Origin of the sequence: Sulfitobacter maritimus, assembly GCF_013346665.1 — a bacterium.
GTDB classification, from domain to species: Bacteria; Pseudomonadota; Alphaproteobacteria; order Rhodobacterales; family Rhodobacteraceae; genus Sulfitobacter; species Sulfitobacter maritimus.
On sequence record NZ_JABVBB010000038.1, the window covers coordinates 164,038 to 178,489 of the forward strand.

Below are 14,452 nucleotides of genomic sequence, written 5' to 3' on the forward strand. Positions count from 1 at the left end.
CGTTCCTGCCCGAATTGCCCGTCATGTCTCCTTGCAAGGTTATTTAAGCGAAGGGACAGGCAATGGACCGCCTTACGGAAATGGAAGCGTTTGCCACAGTGGTGGATCAGGGTGGTTTTACCGATGCTGCCAAGAAGATGGGGATTTCAAAATCCGCTGTCTCAAAGCATGTGTCATCGCTGGAGGCCCGCCTTGGCGCGCGGTTGCTGAACCGCACCACGCGGCGTGTCAGCCCGACCGAGATCGGCCTTGCCTATTACGACCGCGCCCGCCGGGTGCTGAATGACGCAGGCGAAGCCGATGCGTTGGTCACGTCAATGCAATCTGCGCCCTCCGGCCTGCTGCGCATTTCGGTGGCGACGGATTTTGGCGTGAATCATCTGTCGCCCGCGCTGTCGGAGTTCCTCTCAGACTTCCCCGACATCACCGTGAACATGGTGCTCAACAACCGCTACGTAGAACTGATTTCCGAAGGCTTCGACATGGCCGTGCGCATTGGGGAGCTGGAAGACAGCACCCTGCGCGCCCGCAAGCTGACCGAGACCACCAAACGCATGATCGCCAGCCCGAAGTATTTCGAGCAATACGGGCGGCCCGAAAAGATCGACGATCTGAACAACCACAAGCTCTTGCATTACTCGAACCAATCTTCAGGCAATGTCTGGAAACTGACCGCGCCTTCGGGCGAGAAACGACAGGTGCGCACGGCGGGCTGGCTTTCGGTCAATGACGGGCAAAGCCTATTGAATGCCGCGATTTCGGGGCTGGGCATCGCCTATCTGCCGAGCTTTCTTTATGCCGATGCGATGGAGAAGGGGTTGGTTGAGGACGCTATTCCCGACCTGCCGCTGGAGACGCAGGGCATCTACGCCGTCTATCCGCCGGGACGGTTCACACAGCCTAAGGTGCGGGCGTTCATCGACTTTCTGGTGCATGAGTTTGCCGAGAAGGGGCCGACGGACTGGTAAGGCGCGAAAGCGGCACTCGGCCCAGACTCGAACCGCAGGCCAGGGCCATCGTCTGCCCGCACTGGCCGACATAGCCACCCGGCCCGGAATCAAGCCGCACGCGCCGGGGGCCATCGTCTGCCGGTATCTAAGCAATCAGGGCGATGCTACTTCAACGCGGCAGACTGCCCCCGGTCGATTTTCTTACCCAGCCCGGAACCAAGCCGCAGGCGCCGGGCCATCGCCTGCCCGCCCGTCACGCCAGAGGCGTGCCAGAATATGCTGGGCGCACCTTTGGTGCGACCGGGTAGGCGATTTGGTGAGGCTTGGCACAACGTCGCGAAGGTGCGCCAAGGTTGAGCCATAAAGTGGCAAAAGGCACCCGTGGATCGCCGACCCGCGCGCAGGCGCTAGCCCTCCCCCTCACAGACCACCTTTCCTATCCCCCACCGGCACGCTATCTCTCCCGCCATGAGCAATATGCGCGAGACCTATGCCCAGCTAGTCGCTGAGGGCAAACTCAAAGCCGACCCGGCCCAAGAGACCGTGATGGCGGAGTTTGACCGCATCCGCGCCGCGCTGGCGAACCCGCCCAAGAAAAGCCTGTTCCGCAAAGCCCCGCCGCCGCCCAAAGGACTTTACCTTTGGGGTGGTGTTGGGCGCGGCAAGTCGATGCTGATGGATATGTTCGTGGCGCATCTGCCCGATATCCCGTCGCGTCGCGTGCATTTCCATGCCTTCATGCAAGAAATTCACAACGCCATGCATGAGGTCCGCAAAACCGGCGTGGACGATGCCATCGCTCCCGTCGCCCGTGACGTGGCCGGCAGCGTCCGCCTGCTCGCCTTTGACGAAATGCAGATCACCGACATCACCGACGCGATGATCGTAGGCCGCCTGTTCGAAGCGCTCTTTGCTGCCGGGGTGGTCGTGGTCACAACGTCAAACCGCCTGCCCGACGACCTTTATAAAAACGGCATCAACCGAGAAGTCTTTGTCCCCTTCATCGACCTGATCAAAGAGCGCATGGTCGTGCATGAGCTTGTCAGCCCGACCGACTACCGGCAAGACCGGCTGGCAGGCTCGCAGGTCTATTTCACCCCCGTCAACGCCGAAAGCCGCGCCGCGATGGATGCGGTCTGGGATGATCTGGCAGGGGCCAAGGGCGAGCCGCTCACTCTGCACGTCAAAGGTCGCGAAGTTGTCATCCCCGCCTTTCATAACGGCATGGCCCGCGCGGGCTTTCACGCGCTGTGCGGCCAGCCGTTAGGGGCCGCAGATTACCTCGCGCTGGCACAGGCCGTGCGGGTGCTGCTGCTGGATGATATTCCCAGCCTTGGCCGGTCGAACTTCAATGAGGCAAAGCGCTTCGTCACGCTGATCGACGCGCTCTATGAGGCGAAGGTGCGGCTGATCTGCTCCGCGGCAGCGCCGCCCGAAATGCTCTATCTCGAAGGCGAAGGCACCTTTGAATTCGAACGCACCGCCTCGCGCCTGCGTGAAATGCAGGGCGAGGACTGGGGTCGCTGACAAAGCGCTGCGGCGTTTCAGGAATCGCTGATCTGCTGCATATGCAGGTCATTGCCCTGCAAGACCGGATGGTAGGGGCGTTCCACTTCGTAAAGCCACCACAGGCCACCCGCGATAATTGCGATACCTATGGCCATGAAGATAAATTGATATTTCCGCGTTGCGTCCTGCGGTTGACGCGCCGGGTCGATGGAATTGGACATGAATGGCACCTCGGTCGAGATCGAGTTAAATTTCTAACGACCAAGGTACACCATATCTGCATCGCAAATCAGGTGGCGCACCCAAATATGGTTAATAGACGCTTTCGCGCAACACGCTCCCGGCAAGGTAGAGCGAGCCGCAGATCAACACACGCGCTTGGGGTTCTTTGGCCACAATCGCGGCAAGCGCGGCGCTGACATTTTCTGCTTCCGAAGTTTCAAACCCCACGTCTCGCGCAGTTTTGGCCGTGGCGTCGGCAGGCAAGGTCGCCGCCTCTCCGGGGATTGATACCGCCGTCAGACTGGCGGCCTGAGCCGCCAAGGGGCGCAGGTAGCCTGCAATGTCTTTGGTGTTCAACATACCGCAAATCAAATGGGTCGGGCGTTTTGGCAGGGCAGCCAACGCAGCGGCAAGCGCCTGCCCCGCGGCGGGGTTATGCCCGCCATCCAGCCAAAGCTCCGCCTTTGATGCCTGTTGCACAAGTGGGCCATGCGACAGGCGTTGCATCCGTGCAGGCCATTGCGCCTGCGTTACGGCGGCTTCGCAGGCCTGCGCATCAACACCCAGATGCCGAAGCGCCGCCAGTGCCGCGCCTGCGTTCATGATCTGGTGACCGCCCAGCAGATTGGGGCGCGGCAAATCCAAAAGCCCCCGGTCATCTTGATAGACCATTCGCCCAGCCTCTGGCCCGACATGCCACTGCTGACCATAGGCCAATAGCGGCGCGCCGAGTTTGGCGGCGCGGTCTTCGATCACCTCAAGCGCGGCGTCTTCTTGAGGGCCGACAACGCAGGGCACCAACCGCTTGATGATACCGGCCTTTTCGCCCGCAATCTCGGCCAAAGTCTCGCCCAGATACTGCTGGTGATCGACCGAAACCGGCGTGATGACCGTCAGCGCAGGGTTGACCACATTGGTCGCATCCAAACGGCCACCGAGACCCACTTCCAACAGGGTGTAGTCCGCCTTGACCCGCGAAAAGGCGAGGATCGCGGCGCAGGTCGTGATCTCGAAATAGGTGATCTCTTCGCCACCGTTTGCCGCATGACATTCGTCCAGCACAGCGGCAAGATCAGGCTCAGAGATCAACGCCCCCGCCACCCGGATACGCTCGTGAAAGCGCGCCAGATGCGGCGAAGTATAGGCGTGAACCGTCTTGCCCGCCGCTTCCAACCCCGCGCGGATCATCGCTTGGGTCGAGCCTTTGCCATTGGTCCCGGCGATATGGATCACCGGCGGCAGGTCGTTCTGCGGGTTGCCCAAGGCCTTTAGCAGCCGCCACATGCGGTCGAGCGTCAGGTCGATGATCTTTGGGTGCAACGCCATCATCCGCTCAAGGATGATGTCCGATGAGGGCGTGCTCATTTCTGGTCGGCGGTGTCAGCGGGCAGGTCGGCCGAGGCTTGAACCGCAGCGGCGGCTTCGGCCACTTCGGACTCTTTCGGCGCGGGCAGATCGCCGCGCACAGCAGGGGTCAGCCCCATCAGCATCCGCGTGATGGTGATCAATTCATCGCGCATCTCGGTGCGTTTGGTCACACGGTCGAGCATCCCGTGGTCGAGCAGATATTCCGCTCGCTGGAAGCCCTCTGGCAGCTTTTCCCGGATCGTTTGCTCAATAACACGCGGCCCGGCAAAGCAGATCAGGGCGTTCGGCTCGGCAATCTGGACATCGCCCAGCATTGCATAAGAGGCCGTTACGCCCCCGGTGGTCGGATGGGTCAGCACAACGATATAGGGCAGCCCGGCTTCTTTCAGCATCTGGATCGCCACTGTGGTGCGGGGCATCTGCATCAAGCTAAGGATACCTTCTTGCATCCGTGCGCCCCCGGCGGCGGAGAACAGCACCAGCGGCCGCTTCATCTTCACCGCTTCCTCGGCAGCGGCGATGATCGCATTGCCGACATACATGCCCATGGAGCCGCCCATGAAGGAGAAATCCTGTGCGCAGGCCACGATGGGCGTGCGCCCCATTTCGCCGGTCACGACAAGCATCGCCTCATGCTCTCCCGTCTGCTTTTGCGCAGCCTTCAGGCGGTCAGGATAGCGTTTTTGGTCTTTGAAATGCAATGGATCAGGCGTCGGCGCAGGCACCTTAATCTCAGTAAAGATACCGCCATCGAACAACGCCTTAAACCGCTCACGCGGGCTGATGTGCATGTGGTGGCCGCAGTTGGTGCAGACGTTGAGATTGTCCGCCAGCTCGCGGTGAAACAGCATGGTGCCGCATTCGTTACACTTGGTCCACAGGTTGTCCGGCGTCTCGCGGCGCGAGAAGATCGAGTTGATACGCGGACGGACGTAGTTGGTGATCCAGTTCATTGGCAGGCCCCTGCTGTAGTTCCGTTCCAGATAATCCCCGAGCCGGGAAATTGCAATCAGCGGCGTATCGCCAGTCTTGCCGCAAGCCAAGACACCAGCATCATCGCGAAATCCACCGGCAACCATGTGCGCATCGCCGCCGGGTCGTCCATCGAGAAGGGCGCGAGGTAAAGCGCGAGCCCCGAGAGATCATCCGGCAGAGAGATAATCAAAATCGCCGAGACATTGTTCCACAGATGCACTGCGATGGCTGGCCCCAGCGAGCCGGATCGCGCGGTCAGATCGGCCATCAAGATGCCAAAGATCCCGGCCCAAAGCGCGACCATCGCCGCATTCTCCCCCGCCTCGGCGGGCAGGTAGTGGCCAAGTGCGAAGAGCGCAGAGGGCAGCACCATCCAGATCAGCGGCGAATTGAACCGTGCTGCAAGCTGTTGCTGCACATAGCCGCGAAAGACGATTTCTTCGGCGCTGACCTGCACCAAGACCGCCAGCAGCGACAGCGGCAACAGGAGCAGCCAACGTCCTAAGGGCAGGTTCGGCGTAAGTTCACCGCCCATGTCCCAAGGCGGCAAGATCAGCAGCACCGCGCCAAGGGCCAGCATGGCGATCGAGACAGCGCGAAAACTCGGCCAGAGCCGCTCCGGCGCGCCCAACAGGCTGCGCGTATTGCGGCGGTGGACAACGCGAACCGTGACTCCCACCGCCATCGCCATGGTCGCAAAGCTAAAGAGCAGCAGATACATCGCCTGCGGCGTAGCACCTTGCAGCAAGGTGCCATGAAATGCGGTCGCAGCCGACCCCATCAGCGCATAGATCGACTGGAAATAGAATTCATTCAGCGCGACATAGGCGATCACCGCGACAAAGAGACCCAGCAAGAACCGCCAGAGCGCCGAAGAAGACCGTGCCGGCGCTACAAAGGCTGCATGAGCGCTATAATCAGGCCGCCAAGTCATTATTGGGCCAGACCGTAATGGCGGAACAGGGACTTGGATAGCATATGCCGAGCTTTCACGCGTGAGGGCAGGCCAGAATGACCGGGCTAGAAGGTCAGAACCTATGCCCTAACACGCTGCAATACAACAGTTCCCCCGTGCCAAATCACGCCAAAGCCTTGCAGCACCGCCCCTCCCCCTCTATTCCATCCAAGACGTTTCAAGGAGCTCACCGATGTCCACCACCCCACGCTTCGACAAATCCCGGCTGCCCAGCCGCCACGTGACCGAAGGCCCGGCCCGTGCGCCGCACCGGTCCTACTACTATGCCATGGGCATGACCGAAGAAGAGATTCACCAGCCGCTGGTGGGCGTCGCCACCTGTTGGAACGAAGCGGCCCCCTGTAACATCGCTCTGAACCGTCAGGCGCAGGCGGTGAAGATCGGGGTCCATTCCGAACAGGGCACCCCGCGCGAATTCACCACCATCACCGTTACCGATGGCATCGCGATGGGCCATGAGGGGATGCGTTCCTCGCTCGCGTCCCGCGAAGCGATTGCCGACACGGTTGAGCTGACCATGCGCGGCCACTGTTATGACGCGATTGTGGGTCTGGCGGGCTGCGACAAATCCCTGCCGGGCATGATGATGGCGATGCTGCGGCTGAACGTGCCGTCGGTCTTCCTTTACGGTGGGTCGATCCTGCCGGGCAAAGCGCCTGCCGGAGCCGACGTGCCAGAAGATTTCGCCACCCGCGATCTGACCGTGCAGGATATGTTCGAAGCCGTGGGCCGCTTCCAGAACGGTTCCATGTCGCAGGCCGCCCTCGACGTGCTCGAACGTGTCGCCTGCCCCTCGGCGGGCGCCTGCGGCGGCCAGTTCACCGCCAATACCATGGCCTGTGTGTCGGAAGCCATCGGCCTCGCGCTGCCTAACTCCTCGGGCATGCCGGCGCCCTATGAGAGCCGCGACGCCTATGCCGAAGCCTCCGGCGCGGCGGTGATGAACCTGATCGAAAAGAACATCCGCGCCCGCGACATCTGCACCCGCGAAGCCTTTGAGAACGCAGCGCGCATCGTGGCTTGCACCGGTGGCTCGACCAACGCCGGCTTGCACCTGCCCGCCATGGCCCATGAAGCTGGGATCGAGTTCTACCTCGAAGACGTTTGCGAAATTTTCCGCGACACGCCTTACTTCGTCGATATGAAGCCGGGCGGCGCTTATGTGGCGAAAGACCTCTACGACGCGGGCGGCGTCCCGGTTGTGATGAAGGAACTGCGCAAAGCGGGCCTGCTGCACACCGACTGCCTGACCGCCACAGGCCGCTCCATCGGCGAAGAATTGGACCGCATCGACCGCGAAGCAGACGGCAAGGTGATCCACTCGGTCGCCAACCCGATCAGCAAGACCGGCGGCGTTGTGGGGCTGAAGGGCAACTTGGCCCCCGAAGGCGCCATCGTGAAAATTGCAGGCATGTCCGAAGACGACATCGTCTTCACCGGCCCGGCGCTGGTGTTCGAATGCGAGCAGGACGCCTTTGAAGCCGTGCAAAACCGCGCCTACAAGGAAGGCGATGTGTTCGTCATCCGCAACGAAGGCCCCGCGGGCGGCCCCGGCATGCGCGAAATGCTGGCGACCACAGCGGCGCTTTCCGGTCAGGGCATGGGCAAGAAGGTGGCGCTGATCACCGATGGTCGTTTCTCGGGTGCCACCCGTGGCTTCTGCGTCGGTCACGTTGGCCCCGAAGCCGCACATGGCGGACCGATTGCGCTGCTGAAAAACGGCGACATGATTACGCTCGACGCGATCAAAGGCAGCATCACCGTTGATCTGTCGGACGAGGAACTGGCCGAGCGCCGCAAGGCTTGGACTGGCCCGCGTGCCACGAACTACGAAAGCGGCGCGTTGTGGAAATACGCGAAACTCGTTGGCCCAACCTACCTTGGCGCGGTGACACATCCGGGTGCCAAGGCGGAGACCCATGATTACATGGACCTCTAAAAGCCCCTTTGCGGCGCTTGCGTTGCTGACCCTGTCCGCCTGCGAAGGCGGTCAGGGTTTCTCTTTTGCCCGCAACACCGCAAGCACGAGCACGCCCCTCCTCAGCGCCAGCTTGGCGGGCGGAGCAGTGGATGTGGTGCCGCCGCAGGGCTATTGCATTGACCGTGAAAGTCTCAAACGCCATTTCGCTTTGATGGCCCGCTGCGATGCTCTCGGCCTGCCCGATCAAGCGAGCGGTGCGCCCAAGGGGATTTTGACCCTTTCGCTGATCGAAGCTACGCCTGACCAGCCGCTCCCCACCCCGCAGGACGTAGCCAGCGCGGCAGGGCTCACGCAGGTCAGAGAGACCGACAGTGGCGACGGCCTTACGCTTTTTATAGCAGAAGGACCGGCGCCCACCGACGGCATGTCGGGCCGCCATTGGCGCGGCATGGCACAGATCGGCGGTCATATCGCCAGCGTGACCCTTTATGGCGCACCGCAAAGCCCCGCGATCTCGGACGCGGGCCGCGCCTTGGTAACGGACCTGATCCGCCGAACCCGCGCTAAGACCGGCGACCAGCCCAGCGTCTGACCGCTCGCCCGCTGGACCTGCGGCGAGCCAATTTATTTGAATGAAACCTTCCTGTTGCATAGAATGCGGGAAACAAGGGGCGCTTGATGGTCAAATTCAATAGCGGCATTCTGGAGGGCAAGCTCTATGCCCGCGCCGTGCAACGCTGGGCGCGGGCGGCGCGGCGTGCTTCACTTGCTGATCTGGCAACCTTGCGCCGCCAGCGCACCCGCGCCCGACTGTTGCGCGCCCAATTGGATCAACTAATCCACACCGCCGACGAACGCCTCGCCCTGCCTGTTGTCGGGGCCACCGGATTCCCCAAACCTCATAACGCAGACTGGGCTTGGCGACCCGAACTTTGGCGCGGCCCCTTGGCCGGGCCGGGGATTGCAGCGGTTGAGACAAAATCCATGCTGGGCAATGAAGCGACCCTGTTCCACGATTGCAGCCGCTCGGAACTGAGCCTGCGTCAGTTGCGCAACACGCGGGAGTCTGACCTGGCTCCCTATGGCTTGCAGATGGATGTGTTCAAGTTCGACGGCTCGTTTCTGTCTTTGGTCATCGACCTGCCGCAAGAGGCCGCGGCGGGGTTGAAACGGCGGCATATCATTCGCATGGACAGCATCGTGCAGATGGAACACCCGCTCGATATTTTCGCCCGGCTCAATATTCGCCACGGCCCCAACACCGAACAAGTGGTGCGAGAACTGCCGACAGGGGCGGAACAGGCCAGTATCGAGTTTGATCTCGCCTATACCAAGCTCAATGAAAAGCGCATCGAACGCGCATGGATCGATCTGATCTTTGAAGGGCCGAACATGAACCAAGTCGTTTTGCGCGACCTCACCTTCTCGCGCCGCCCCCGCGCCCAGATTTAGGACCAGCCATGAGCCGATTTGACCTGACAAAGACCGTCATGCGCCAAGGGGTCTGGCAAGGCGTGCTGACCGCCCGCTCTGGGGAAGGGGACGCGCCGCAGATCGCGGTGACCCATCTTGGCAAAGCGGTTGAAGGGGTCAGTGTAACGGCGCAGGCCGGGCCGGGCCGTTGGGAACTGCGCGTGCCGATCCCGGTTGAGGCTGTGGCCGACGGGGTGCAGACCTTGATCATCACGGATCAAGCCAGCGGCGACCAATTGGGCAATGTCACCCTGATCGCAGGCGAGGCGCTAGGCGACGACATTCGCGCCGAGATGGACCTGCTTCGGGCGGAGTTGGACATGCTCAAACGCGCGTTTCGGCGCCATTGTCGCGAGACGGGGTGAGGCCACGAGCGGTGAGACCGCGAAAGTGGCTCATTCACTCAGCCTCAAGGCGCATCAGAATTTCATCATAGAAAACCCCATCTACGCATAGGGCCGCACGATCTATGGCCCATTCGGCAAATCCGGCCCGCTGGTACAACCGACGCGCGGCGCTATTCGTCGAGACAACAGACAAACGTATGGAACGGCAATCGCGAAACCCTTCGTTGATAGCGGCATTCAGTAGGTGCGACGAAAGCCCGGTGCCCCTCGCGTTTGGCCGCACAAACATGCCCCAGATCGTGGCGATATGGCGGACCTTTTCGGATTGACCCTTCAAGATGCCAATAACCCCTTCCAAAGCCTGACTGTCGTTGAAACCGCCAAACACTGCGGCAGACACTATGCGTTCTGATACGAGCGAAAGTGGCAAGTTGGCTTCATCCTTATAAGAAGCACCAAAGGCTTCGGGATGGCGTTGCAAGCCTTCGAGCCGAATGGCCTGAAACGCGGCGGCGTCTTCTCCGGTGAGTTTTCGAATATGCATGTGGGTCATTCTACATATGCGGCGACAAGCTCCAAGCAAAGTGGGCCCCTGCCCCTTACTGATTTAAAACCCGTCCCATAAATGCAAAAAGGCCCCGCTGCCGCCAGCGAGGCCTTCATAATTCACGCAATGGGCAAACTTACTCTTCGGATCCTAGCGCCGACAGCCCTTTCAGAATGTCGATGGCATAGGCCAATTGGTAATCCTCTTCACGCAGCTCTGCCGCCTTACGGGCCTTTTCGCGGTCCTCTTCGATCTGTTTGATCTGATCTTCGCTCAGGCTGTCGTTGTTCAGGCTGCCGCGCAAATCGGCCTCGGAGCGCAGCGGACGGGCGGGCAGGTTCTCGTCCTCTTCGCTCTCCGGCTTGCGCGGGGGCTGGGCCACCACGATGTCAGGCGAGACGCCAAGCGCTTGGATCGACCGGCCAGAAGGCGTGTAGTACCGCGCAGTGGTCAGGCGCATCGCGCCGTCACCGCGTAGGGGCATGACCGTCTGCACCGAGCCTTTGCCAAAGCTCTTGGTCCCGATCACGATGGCGCGGCGATGGTCTTGCAAGGCACCGGCGACAATCTCGGACGCAGAGGCCGAACCACCGTTGATCAGCACCACAATCGGCTTGCCCATCGACAGATCGCCCGGCGTCGCGTTCACGCGGTCGCCGTCTTCCAGATCACGGCCACGGGTGCTGACGATCTCGCCTTCTTCGAGGAAGGCATCCGACACAGCAATCGCCTGATTGAGCAGCCCGCCGGGGTTGTTGCGCATGTCGAGCACGATGCCATTGATATTCTCAATGCCGCCCGCGGCTTCGATCTGCTTTTCAAGACCCTCTTTCATCTTGGGATAGGTCTGCTCATTGAAAGTGGTCAAGCGCAGCACAGCGGTCTCACCCACGGTCCGTGCCTTGACGGCGGTCAACTGGATGGTGTCGCGCACGATGGAAACGTCGAAAGGCTCCGGCTCGCCTTCGCGCACCACGGTGATCATGATCTCTGACCCCACCGGCCCGCGCATCATCTCAACCGCGTCATCGAGTTGCAGGCCCAGCAGGCTTTCGCCATCGACATGGGTGATAAAATCACCCGCCTCAATCCCGGCCTCGGCAGCAGGGGTGCCATCGATGGGAGAGACGACTTTGACGAAACCCTCTTCCTGCGTGACCTCAATCCCCAGCCCGCCAAACTCACCGCGGGTCTGTTCGCGCATCTTGGCGGCATCTTTTGGCGACAGGTAGGATGAATGGGGATCAAGCGAGGTCAACATGCCGTTGATCGCCGCTTCGATCAGGTCACCGGGATCGGATTCTTCGACATATTGGGCGCGGATGCGTTCAAAGATATCGCCGAACAGGTCAAGCTGCTCATAGACATTGCTGGTTTTCTCGGCCTCTTGCGCCAGCAGTGGGCCTGCGACTTGTGTCGTCGCTACAACACCCGCCACCGTGCCTGCCACGGCTGCCATCACGAATTTCTTCATCTGCTATCCATCCTTGTCGGTGCGGAACCAATCTGCCGGGTCCTGCGGTATGTTCTCTTGTCTGACTTCTATATAGAGCGTTTCCGTTCGGTCAGCGCCAGTATCTTCACCATTTGGTGACATGGCCGAAGTTGTGCCGTTTTCCGGCCCGCCCATCAACCCGATGGGTGTGCCTCCGGCGATCACCTGCCCGGCTTGGCCGTAAACGACGTCTAACCCCGCCAGCACAAAGAGCGTGTTTACCTGCGGCTCAAGGATCACCACATTGCCCAGATCCAGCAGCGGCCCGACATAGCGGATCGTGGCGGCAGAGGGGCTGGTGACAATGGCGCGGGGGCGCGTGGCGAGGATCATGCCGGGGCGGGTGACACCGGCGGAATCGGTCTCGCCCGCCGCGCGCAGCACTAGGCCTTGGGCGGGCAGCGGCAGTTCCCCGACCCGCCCGTCAAGATTGACCGGCGCCGGCTCCACCGCGCCGGTGGCGATTTCCGACAGCCCGCTGGCAAAGCCTTCGAGCGTTTCGGTGGAGGCGATGAGGATCGCCGTGCGCACCGGGTCTTCGGTAAAGCGCATCGGCAGATCGGTGCGGTTGGCCATGGCTTGATTGAGCGCGGTTCGCGCGGCCTGCACCTCGGTCAGCCCCTCTTGCAGACGCTGTGCTGCATCGGTTTGCAGCGCCCGCAGGGTTTTAATGTCCTCGTAGTCTTGCCGCAGCGCATCGGCGCGGGCGTTGAGCGCGGGCGTCAGTTCCGCCAGCAACATCCCGGCGCGGGCGGTCCCCATCGGCCCGTCAGGGTGCAGCAGCACGACCGGCGACGGGTCGCCGCCGATGCTTTGCAAGACGCCCAGAAACTGCGCCACCTCGCCTTCGCGGGCCTGTAGCTTACGGCTAAGCTGCGCCTCATTGATCGCGGCCTGCCGCAGCCCGGCCCGCATGGCAGCGAGCCCGCTTTCAAACGCCTGAATGGTCTCGGTCAGCGCCTTGACCCGGTCCCGCGCCCCATCGGCTTGGTCAAGCTTGGTCGAGGCTGCCTCAAGCGCCGCCGAAGCCGCGCGCGCCTCTGCCGCGGCTTCCTCAGCCTGCGCTTGCGCCATCAGGGGGAGGCAGGCAAAAAGGACTGCCGCAGCGAAATGCTTCATGTCAGCAGGCTTTTTCCGGTCATTTCCTCGGGCTGCGGCAGGTCCATAAGGTCCAGCACCGTCGGCGCCAGATCGGCCAACCGCCCGTCGCGCAGGCTGGCCCCTTCGGGCGCCCCCACTGCCACCATCGGCACAGAGTTAAGCGTATGCGCGGTATGCGCACCACCGGTTTCAGGGTCGATCATCATCTCGCAATTGCCATGATCCGCCGTGACGATCATCGCGCCGCCGGCTTTCTCCAACGCGGTCAGCACGCGCCCCAGCCCTGCATCCACTGCTTCGCAGGCCGCAATGGCTGCGTTCAGATCGCCGGTATGGCCGACCATATCTGGGTTGGCGTAATTCACCACGATCAAATCATAGCCTGCCTCAATCGCCTGCACGAATTGATCCGTCACCTCGCCGCAGGACATTTCAGGCTGCATGTCATAGGTCGCCACATTAGGCGACTTGGGCATGTTGCGGTCCTCACCCTCGGCCGGGATTTCGACTCCGCCGTTAAGGAAAAAGGTGACATGGGGATATTTCTCGGTCTCGGCCAGCCGGAACTGCCGCAGCCCATGCTGGGCCACCCAATCGCCCAGCGTGTTCTTGATGTCCGGCTTGGGGTACATCGTGGTCATATAGGCGGCGTGGTCCTTGGAATATTCCGCCATGCCCATCAGTGCCGCCCAGTCAGGGCGCGGGCCGGTGTCATAGGCGTCAAACTCCGGATCGCCCAAGGCCGCCATGATCTCCCGCGCGCGGTCGGCGCGGAAGTTGAGGCAGAAAAGCCCGTCGCCCGTGGCCGCCCCTGTGTAGCCGTCAATCACCGTGGCGGCGAAAAACTCATCCGTTTCGCCACGGTCATAGGCCGCTTGCACCGCGCTACGGGCATCAGAGGCCGTGCCACCCTCGCCTCGCAGGATCGCGGCGGTGGCCTGTGCCACACGGTCCCAGCGGTTGTCGCGGTCCATCGCGAAATAGCGCCCGGTGACGGTGACGATTTTCACCCCCTCTGGCAGCGCCTTTTCCAAGCTCTCGAAATAGCCAAGCGCCGAAGACGGCGCCACATCGCGCCCATCGGTCACCGCATGGATCACCACCGGCACCCCCGCCGCAACCAGCGCGCGGGCGGCGGCGATCATATGGCTCAGATGCCCATGCACCCCACCGTCCGAGACGACGCCCATCAGATGCGCCGTGCCACCGGTTTCCTTAAGCTTGGCGATGAACGCCCGCAGCCGCTCATTCTCGGCAAAGCTGCCTTCTTCAATCGCGAGATCAATCTGACCCAGATCCATCGCCACCACCCGACCTGCACCGATATTGGTATGGCCGACCTCGGAATTGCCCATCTGACCACGCGGCAGGCCAACGTCAGGGCCGTGGGTGATCAACTGCGCGTTGGGACACTCCTGCATGATCCGGTCGAAATTCGGCGTCTTGGCCAGCAAGGGCGCATTGCCGTCGCGGGTCTCGCTTAGCCCCCAGCCGTCAAGAATGCACAATACCACGGGTTTGGGGGCGCTCATTAGGATGTCTCTTCCGGCTGCTTTACTTTGCGGGTC

The 14,452-nt window shown here is 61.8% G+C and carries 14 protein-coding genes; 6 read left to right on the forward strand and 8 right to left on the reverse strand.

The features are described from left to right. The first annotated feature begins 62 nt into the window (after positions 1-62). Both HTT03_RS15620 and zapE read left to right on the forward strand, forming a co-directional pair. Positions 63-968 carry a LysR family transcriptional regulator gene (locus HTT03_RS15620; RefSeq protein ID WP_174860711.1) on the forward strand — a complete coding sequence of 302 codons (906 nt, stop codon included), beginning with the start codon at positions 63-65 and terminating at the stop codon, positions 966-968. 450 nt (positions 969-1,418) lie between these two features. Beyond that, complete coding sequence (gene zapE / locus HTT03_RS15625; protein ID WP_174860712.1) at positions 1,419-2,477, forward strand: cell division protein ZapE; 1,059 nt, start codon at positions 1,419-1,421, stop codon at positions 2,475-2,477. Between the two features lie 17 nt (positions 2,478-2,494). Here zapE and HTT03_RS15630 read toward each other — a convergent pair whose 3' ends face one another. The 4 genes from HTT03_RS15630 to HTT03_RS15645 all read right to left on the reverse strand — a co-directional run bounded on the left by HTT03_RS15630 (position 2,495) and on the right by HTT03_RS15645 (position 5,958). Continuing rightward, positions 2,495-2,680 carry a hypothetical protein gene (locus tag HTT03_RS15630; RefSeq protein WP_174860713.1) on the reverse strand — a complete coding sequence of 62 codons (186 nt, stop codon included), beginning with the start codon at positions 2,678-2,680 and terminating at the stop codon, positions 2,495-2,497. Positions 2,681-2,771: 91 nt separating this feature from the next. Continuing rightward, complete coding sequence (locus tag HTT03_RS15635) at positions 2,772-4,046, reverse strand: bifunctional folylpolyglutamate synthase/dihydrofolate synthase (RefSeq protein ID WP_174860714.1); 1,275 nt, start codon at positions 4,044-4,046, stop codon at positions 2,772-2,774. Continuing rightward, complete coding sequence (accD, locus tag HTT03_RS15640; RefSeq protein WP_174860715.1) at positions 4,043-5,002, reverse strand: acetyl-CoA carboxylase, carboxyltransferase subunit beta; 960 nt, start codon at positions 5,000-5,002, stop codon at positions 4,043-4,045. The genes HTT03_RS15635 and accD overlap by 4 nt, the downstream gene beginning before the upstream one ends. Before the next feature lie 56 nt (positions 5,003-5,058). Then, a complete protein-coding gene (locus HTT03_RS15645) occupies positions 5,059-5,958 on the reverse strand; it encodes a CPBP family intramembrane glutamic endopeptidase (RefSeq protein ID WP_174860716.1) in 900 nt (299 codons plus the stop codon). 214 nt (positions 5,959-6,172) lie between these two features. On the opposite strand from HTT03_RS15645, the gene ilvD reads away from it, so the two are divergent. From ilvD to HTT03_RS15665, 4 genes are all read left to right on the forward strand, one after another. Next, entirely contained in the window at positions 6,173-7,939 is a 1,767-nt protein-coding gene (gene ilvD / locus HTT03_RS15650) for a dihydroxy-acid dehydratase (RefSeq protein WP_174860717.1), read from the forward strand. Next, the gene (locus HTT03_RS15655) at positions 7,920-8,513 is read left to right on the forward strand and encodes a hypothetical protein (protein WP_174860718.1); all 594 of its coding nucleotides are present in this window, start codon (positions 7,920-7,922) and stop codon (positions 8,511-8,513) included. Before ilvD ends, HTT03_RS15655 begins: the two co-directional genes overlap by 20 nt. Before the next feature lie 86 nt (positions 8,514-8,599). Further along, positions 8,600-9,373 carry a DUF6478 family protein gene (locus tag HTT03_RS15660; RefSeq protein WP_174860719.1) on the forward strand — a complete coding sequence of 258 codons (774 nt, stop codon included), beginning with the start codon at positions 8,600-8,602 and terminating at the stop codon, positions 9,371-9,373. 8 nt (positions 9,374-9,381) lie between these two features. Continuing rightward, the gene (locus HTT03_RS15665; RefSeq protein WP_174860720.1) at positions 9,382-9,759 is read left to right on the forward strand and encodes a hypothetical protein; all 378 of its coding nucleotides are present in this window, start codon (positions 9,382-9,384) and stop codon (positions 9,757-9,759) included. Between the two features lie 34 nt (positions 9,760-9,793). Here the strand turns inward: HTT03_RS15665 and HTT03_RS15670 are convergent, their stop codons facing one another. The 4 genes from HTT03_RS15670 to gpmI form a co-directional block, all read right to left on the reverse strand. Beyond that, complete coding sequence (locus tag HTT03_RS15670) at positions 9,794-10,222, reverse strand: GNAT family N-acetyltransferase (protein WP_246253567.1); 429 nt, start codon at positions 10,220-10,222, stop codon at positions 9,794-9,796. 202 nt (positions 10,223-10,424) lie between these two features. Then, positions 10,425-11,762 (reverse strand): S41 family peptidase, encoded by a 1,338-nt coding sequence (locus tag HTT03_RS15675; RefSeq protein WP_174860722.1) that lies wholly within the window; start codon positions 11,760-11,762, stop codon positions 10,425-10,427. Positions 11,763-11,765: 3 nt separating this feature from the next. Beyond that, complete coding sequence (locus HTT03_RS15680; protein ID WP_174860723.1) at positions 11,766-12,902, reverse strand: murein hydrolase activator EnvC family protein; 1,137 nt, start codon at positions 12,900-12,902, stop codon at positions 11,766-11,768. Further along, on the reverse strand, positions 12,899-14,416 hold the full coding sequence (gpmI, locus tag HTT03_RS15685; RefSeq protein WP_174860724.1) for a 2,3-bisphosphoglycerate-independent phosphoglycerate mutase: 1,518 nt from the start codon (positions 14,414-14,416) through the stop codon (positions 12,899-12,901). Before gpmI ends, HTT03_RS15680 begins: the two co-directional genes overlap by 4 nt. Between the last annotated feature and the right edge of the window lie 36 nt (positions 14,417-14,452).

Coding starts and splice junctions, on each gene's coding strand:
- HTT03_RS15630 (WP_174860713.1), bottom strand. CDS start 2,680: ATGTCCAATTCCATCGACCCGGCGCGTCAACCGCAGGACGCAACGCGG.
- HTT03_RS15675 (WP_174860722.1), bottom strand. CDS start 11,762: ATGAAGAAATTCGTGATGGCAGCCGTGGCAGGCACGGTGGCGGGTGTT.
- zapE (WP_174860712.1), top strand. CDS start 1,419: ATGAGCAATATGCGCGAGACCTATGCCCAGCTAGTCGCTGAGGGCAAA.
- HTT03_RS15665 (WP_174860720.1), top strand. CDS start 9,382: ATGAGCCGATTTGACCTGACAAAGACCGTCATGCGCCAAGGGGTCTGG.
- HTT03_RS15620 (WP_174860711.1), top strand. CDS start 63: ATGGACCGCCTTACGGAAATGGAAGCGTTTGCCACAGTGGTGGATCAG.
- HTT03_RS15660 (WP_174860719.1), top strand. CDS start 8,600: ATGGTCAAATTCAATAGCGGCATTCTGGAGGGCAAGCTCTATGCCCGC.
- HTT03_RS15645 (WP_174860716.1), bottom strand. CDS start 5,958: ATGACTTGGCGGCCTGATTATAGCGCTCATGCAGCCTTTGTAGCGCCG.
- HTT03_RS15680 (WP_174860723.1), bottom strand. CDS start 12,902: ATGAAGCATTTCGCTGCGGCAGTCCTTTTTGCCTGCCTCCCCCTGATG.
- ilvD (WP_174860717.1), top strand. CDS start 6,173: ATGTCCACCACCCCACGCTTCGACAAATCCCGGCTGCCCAGCCGCCAC.
- accD (WP_174860715.1), bottom strand. CDS start 5,002: ATGAACTGGATCACCAACTACGTCCGTCCGCGTATCAACTCGATCTTC.
- HTT03_RS15655 (WP_174860718.1), top strand. CDS start 7,920: ATGATTACATGGACCTCTAAAAGCCCCTTTGCGGCGCTTGCGTTGCTG.
- HTT03_RS15635 (WP_174860714.1), bottom strand. CDS start 4,046: ATGAGCACGCCCTCATCGGACATCATCCTTGAGCGGATGATGGCGTTG.
- gpmI (WP_174860724.1), bottom strand. CDS start 14,416: ATGAGCGCCCCCAAACCCGTGGTATTGTGCATTCTTGACGGCTGGGGG.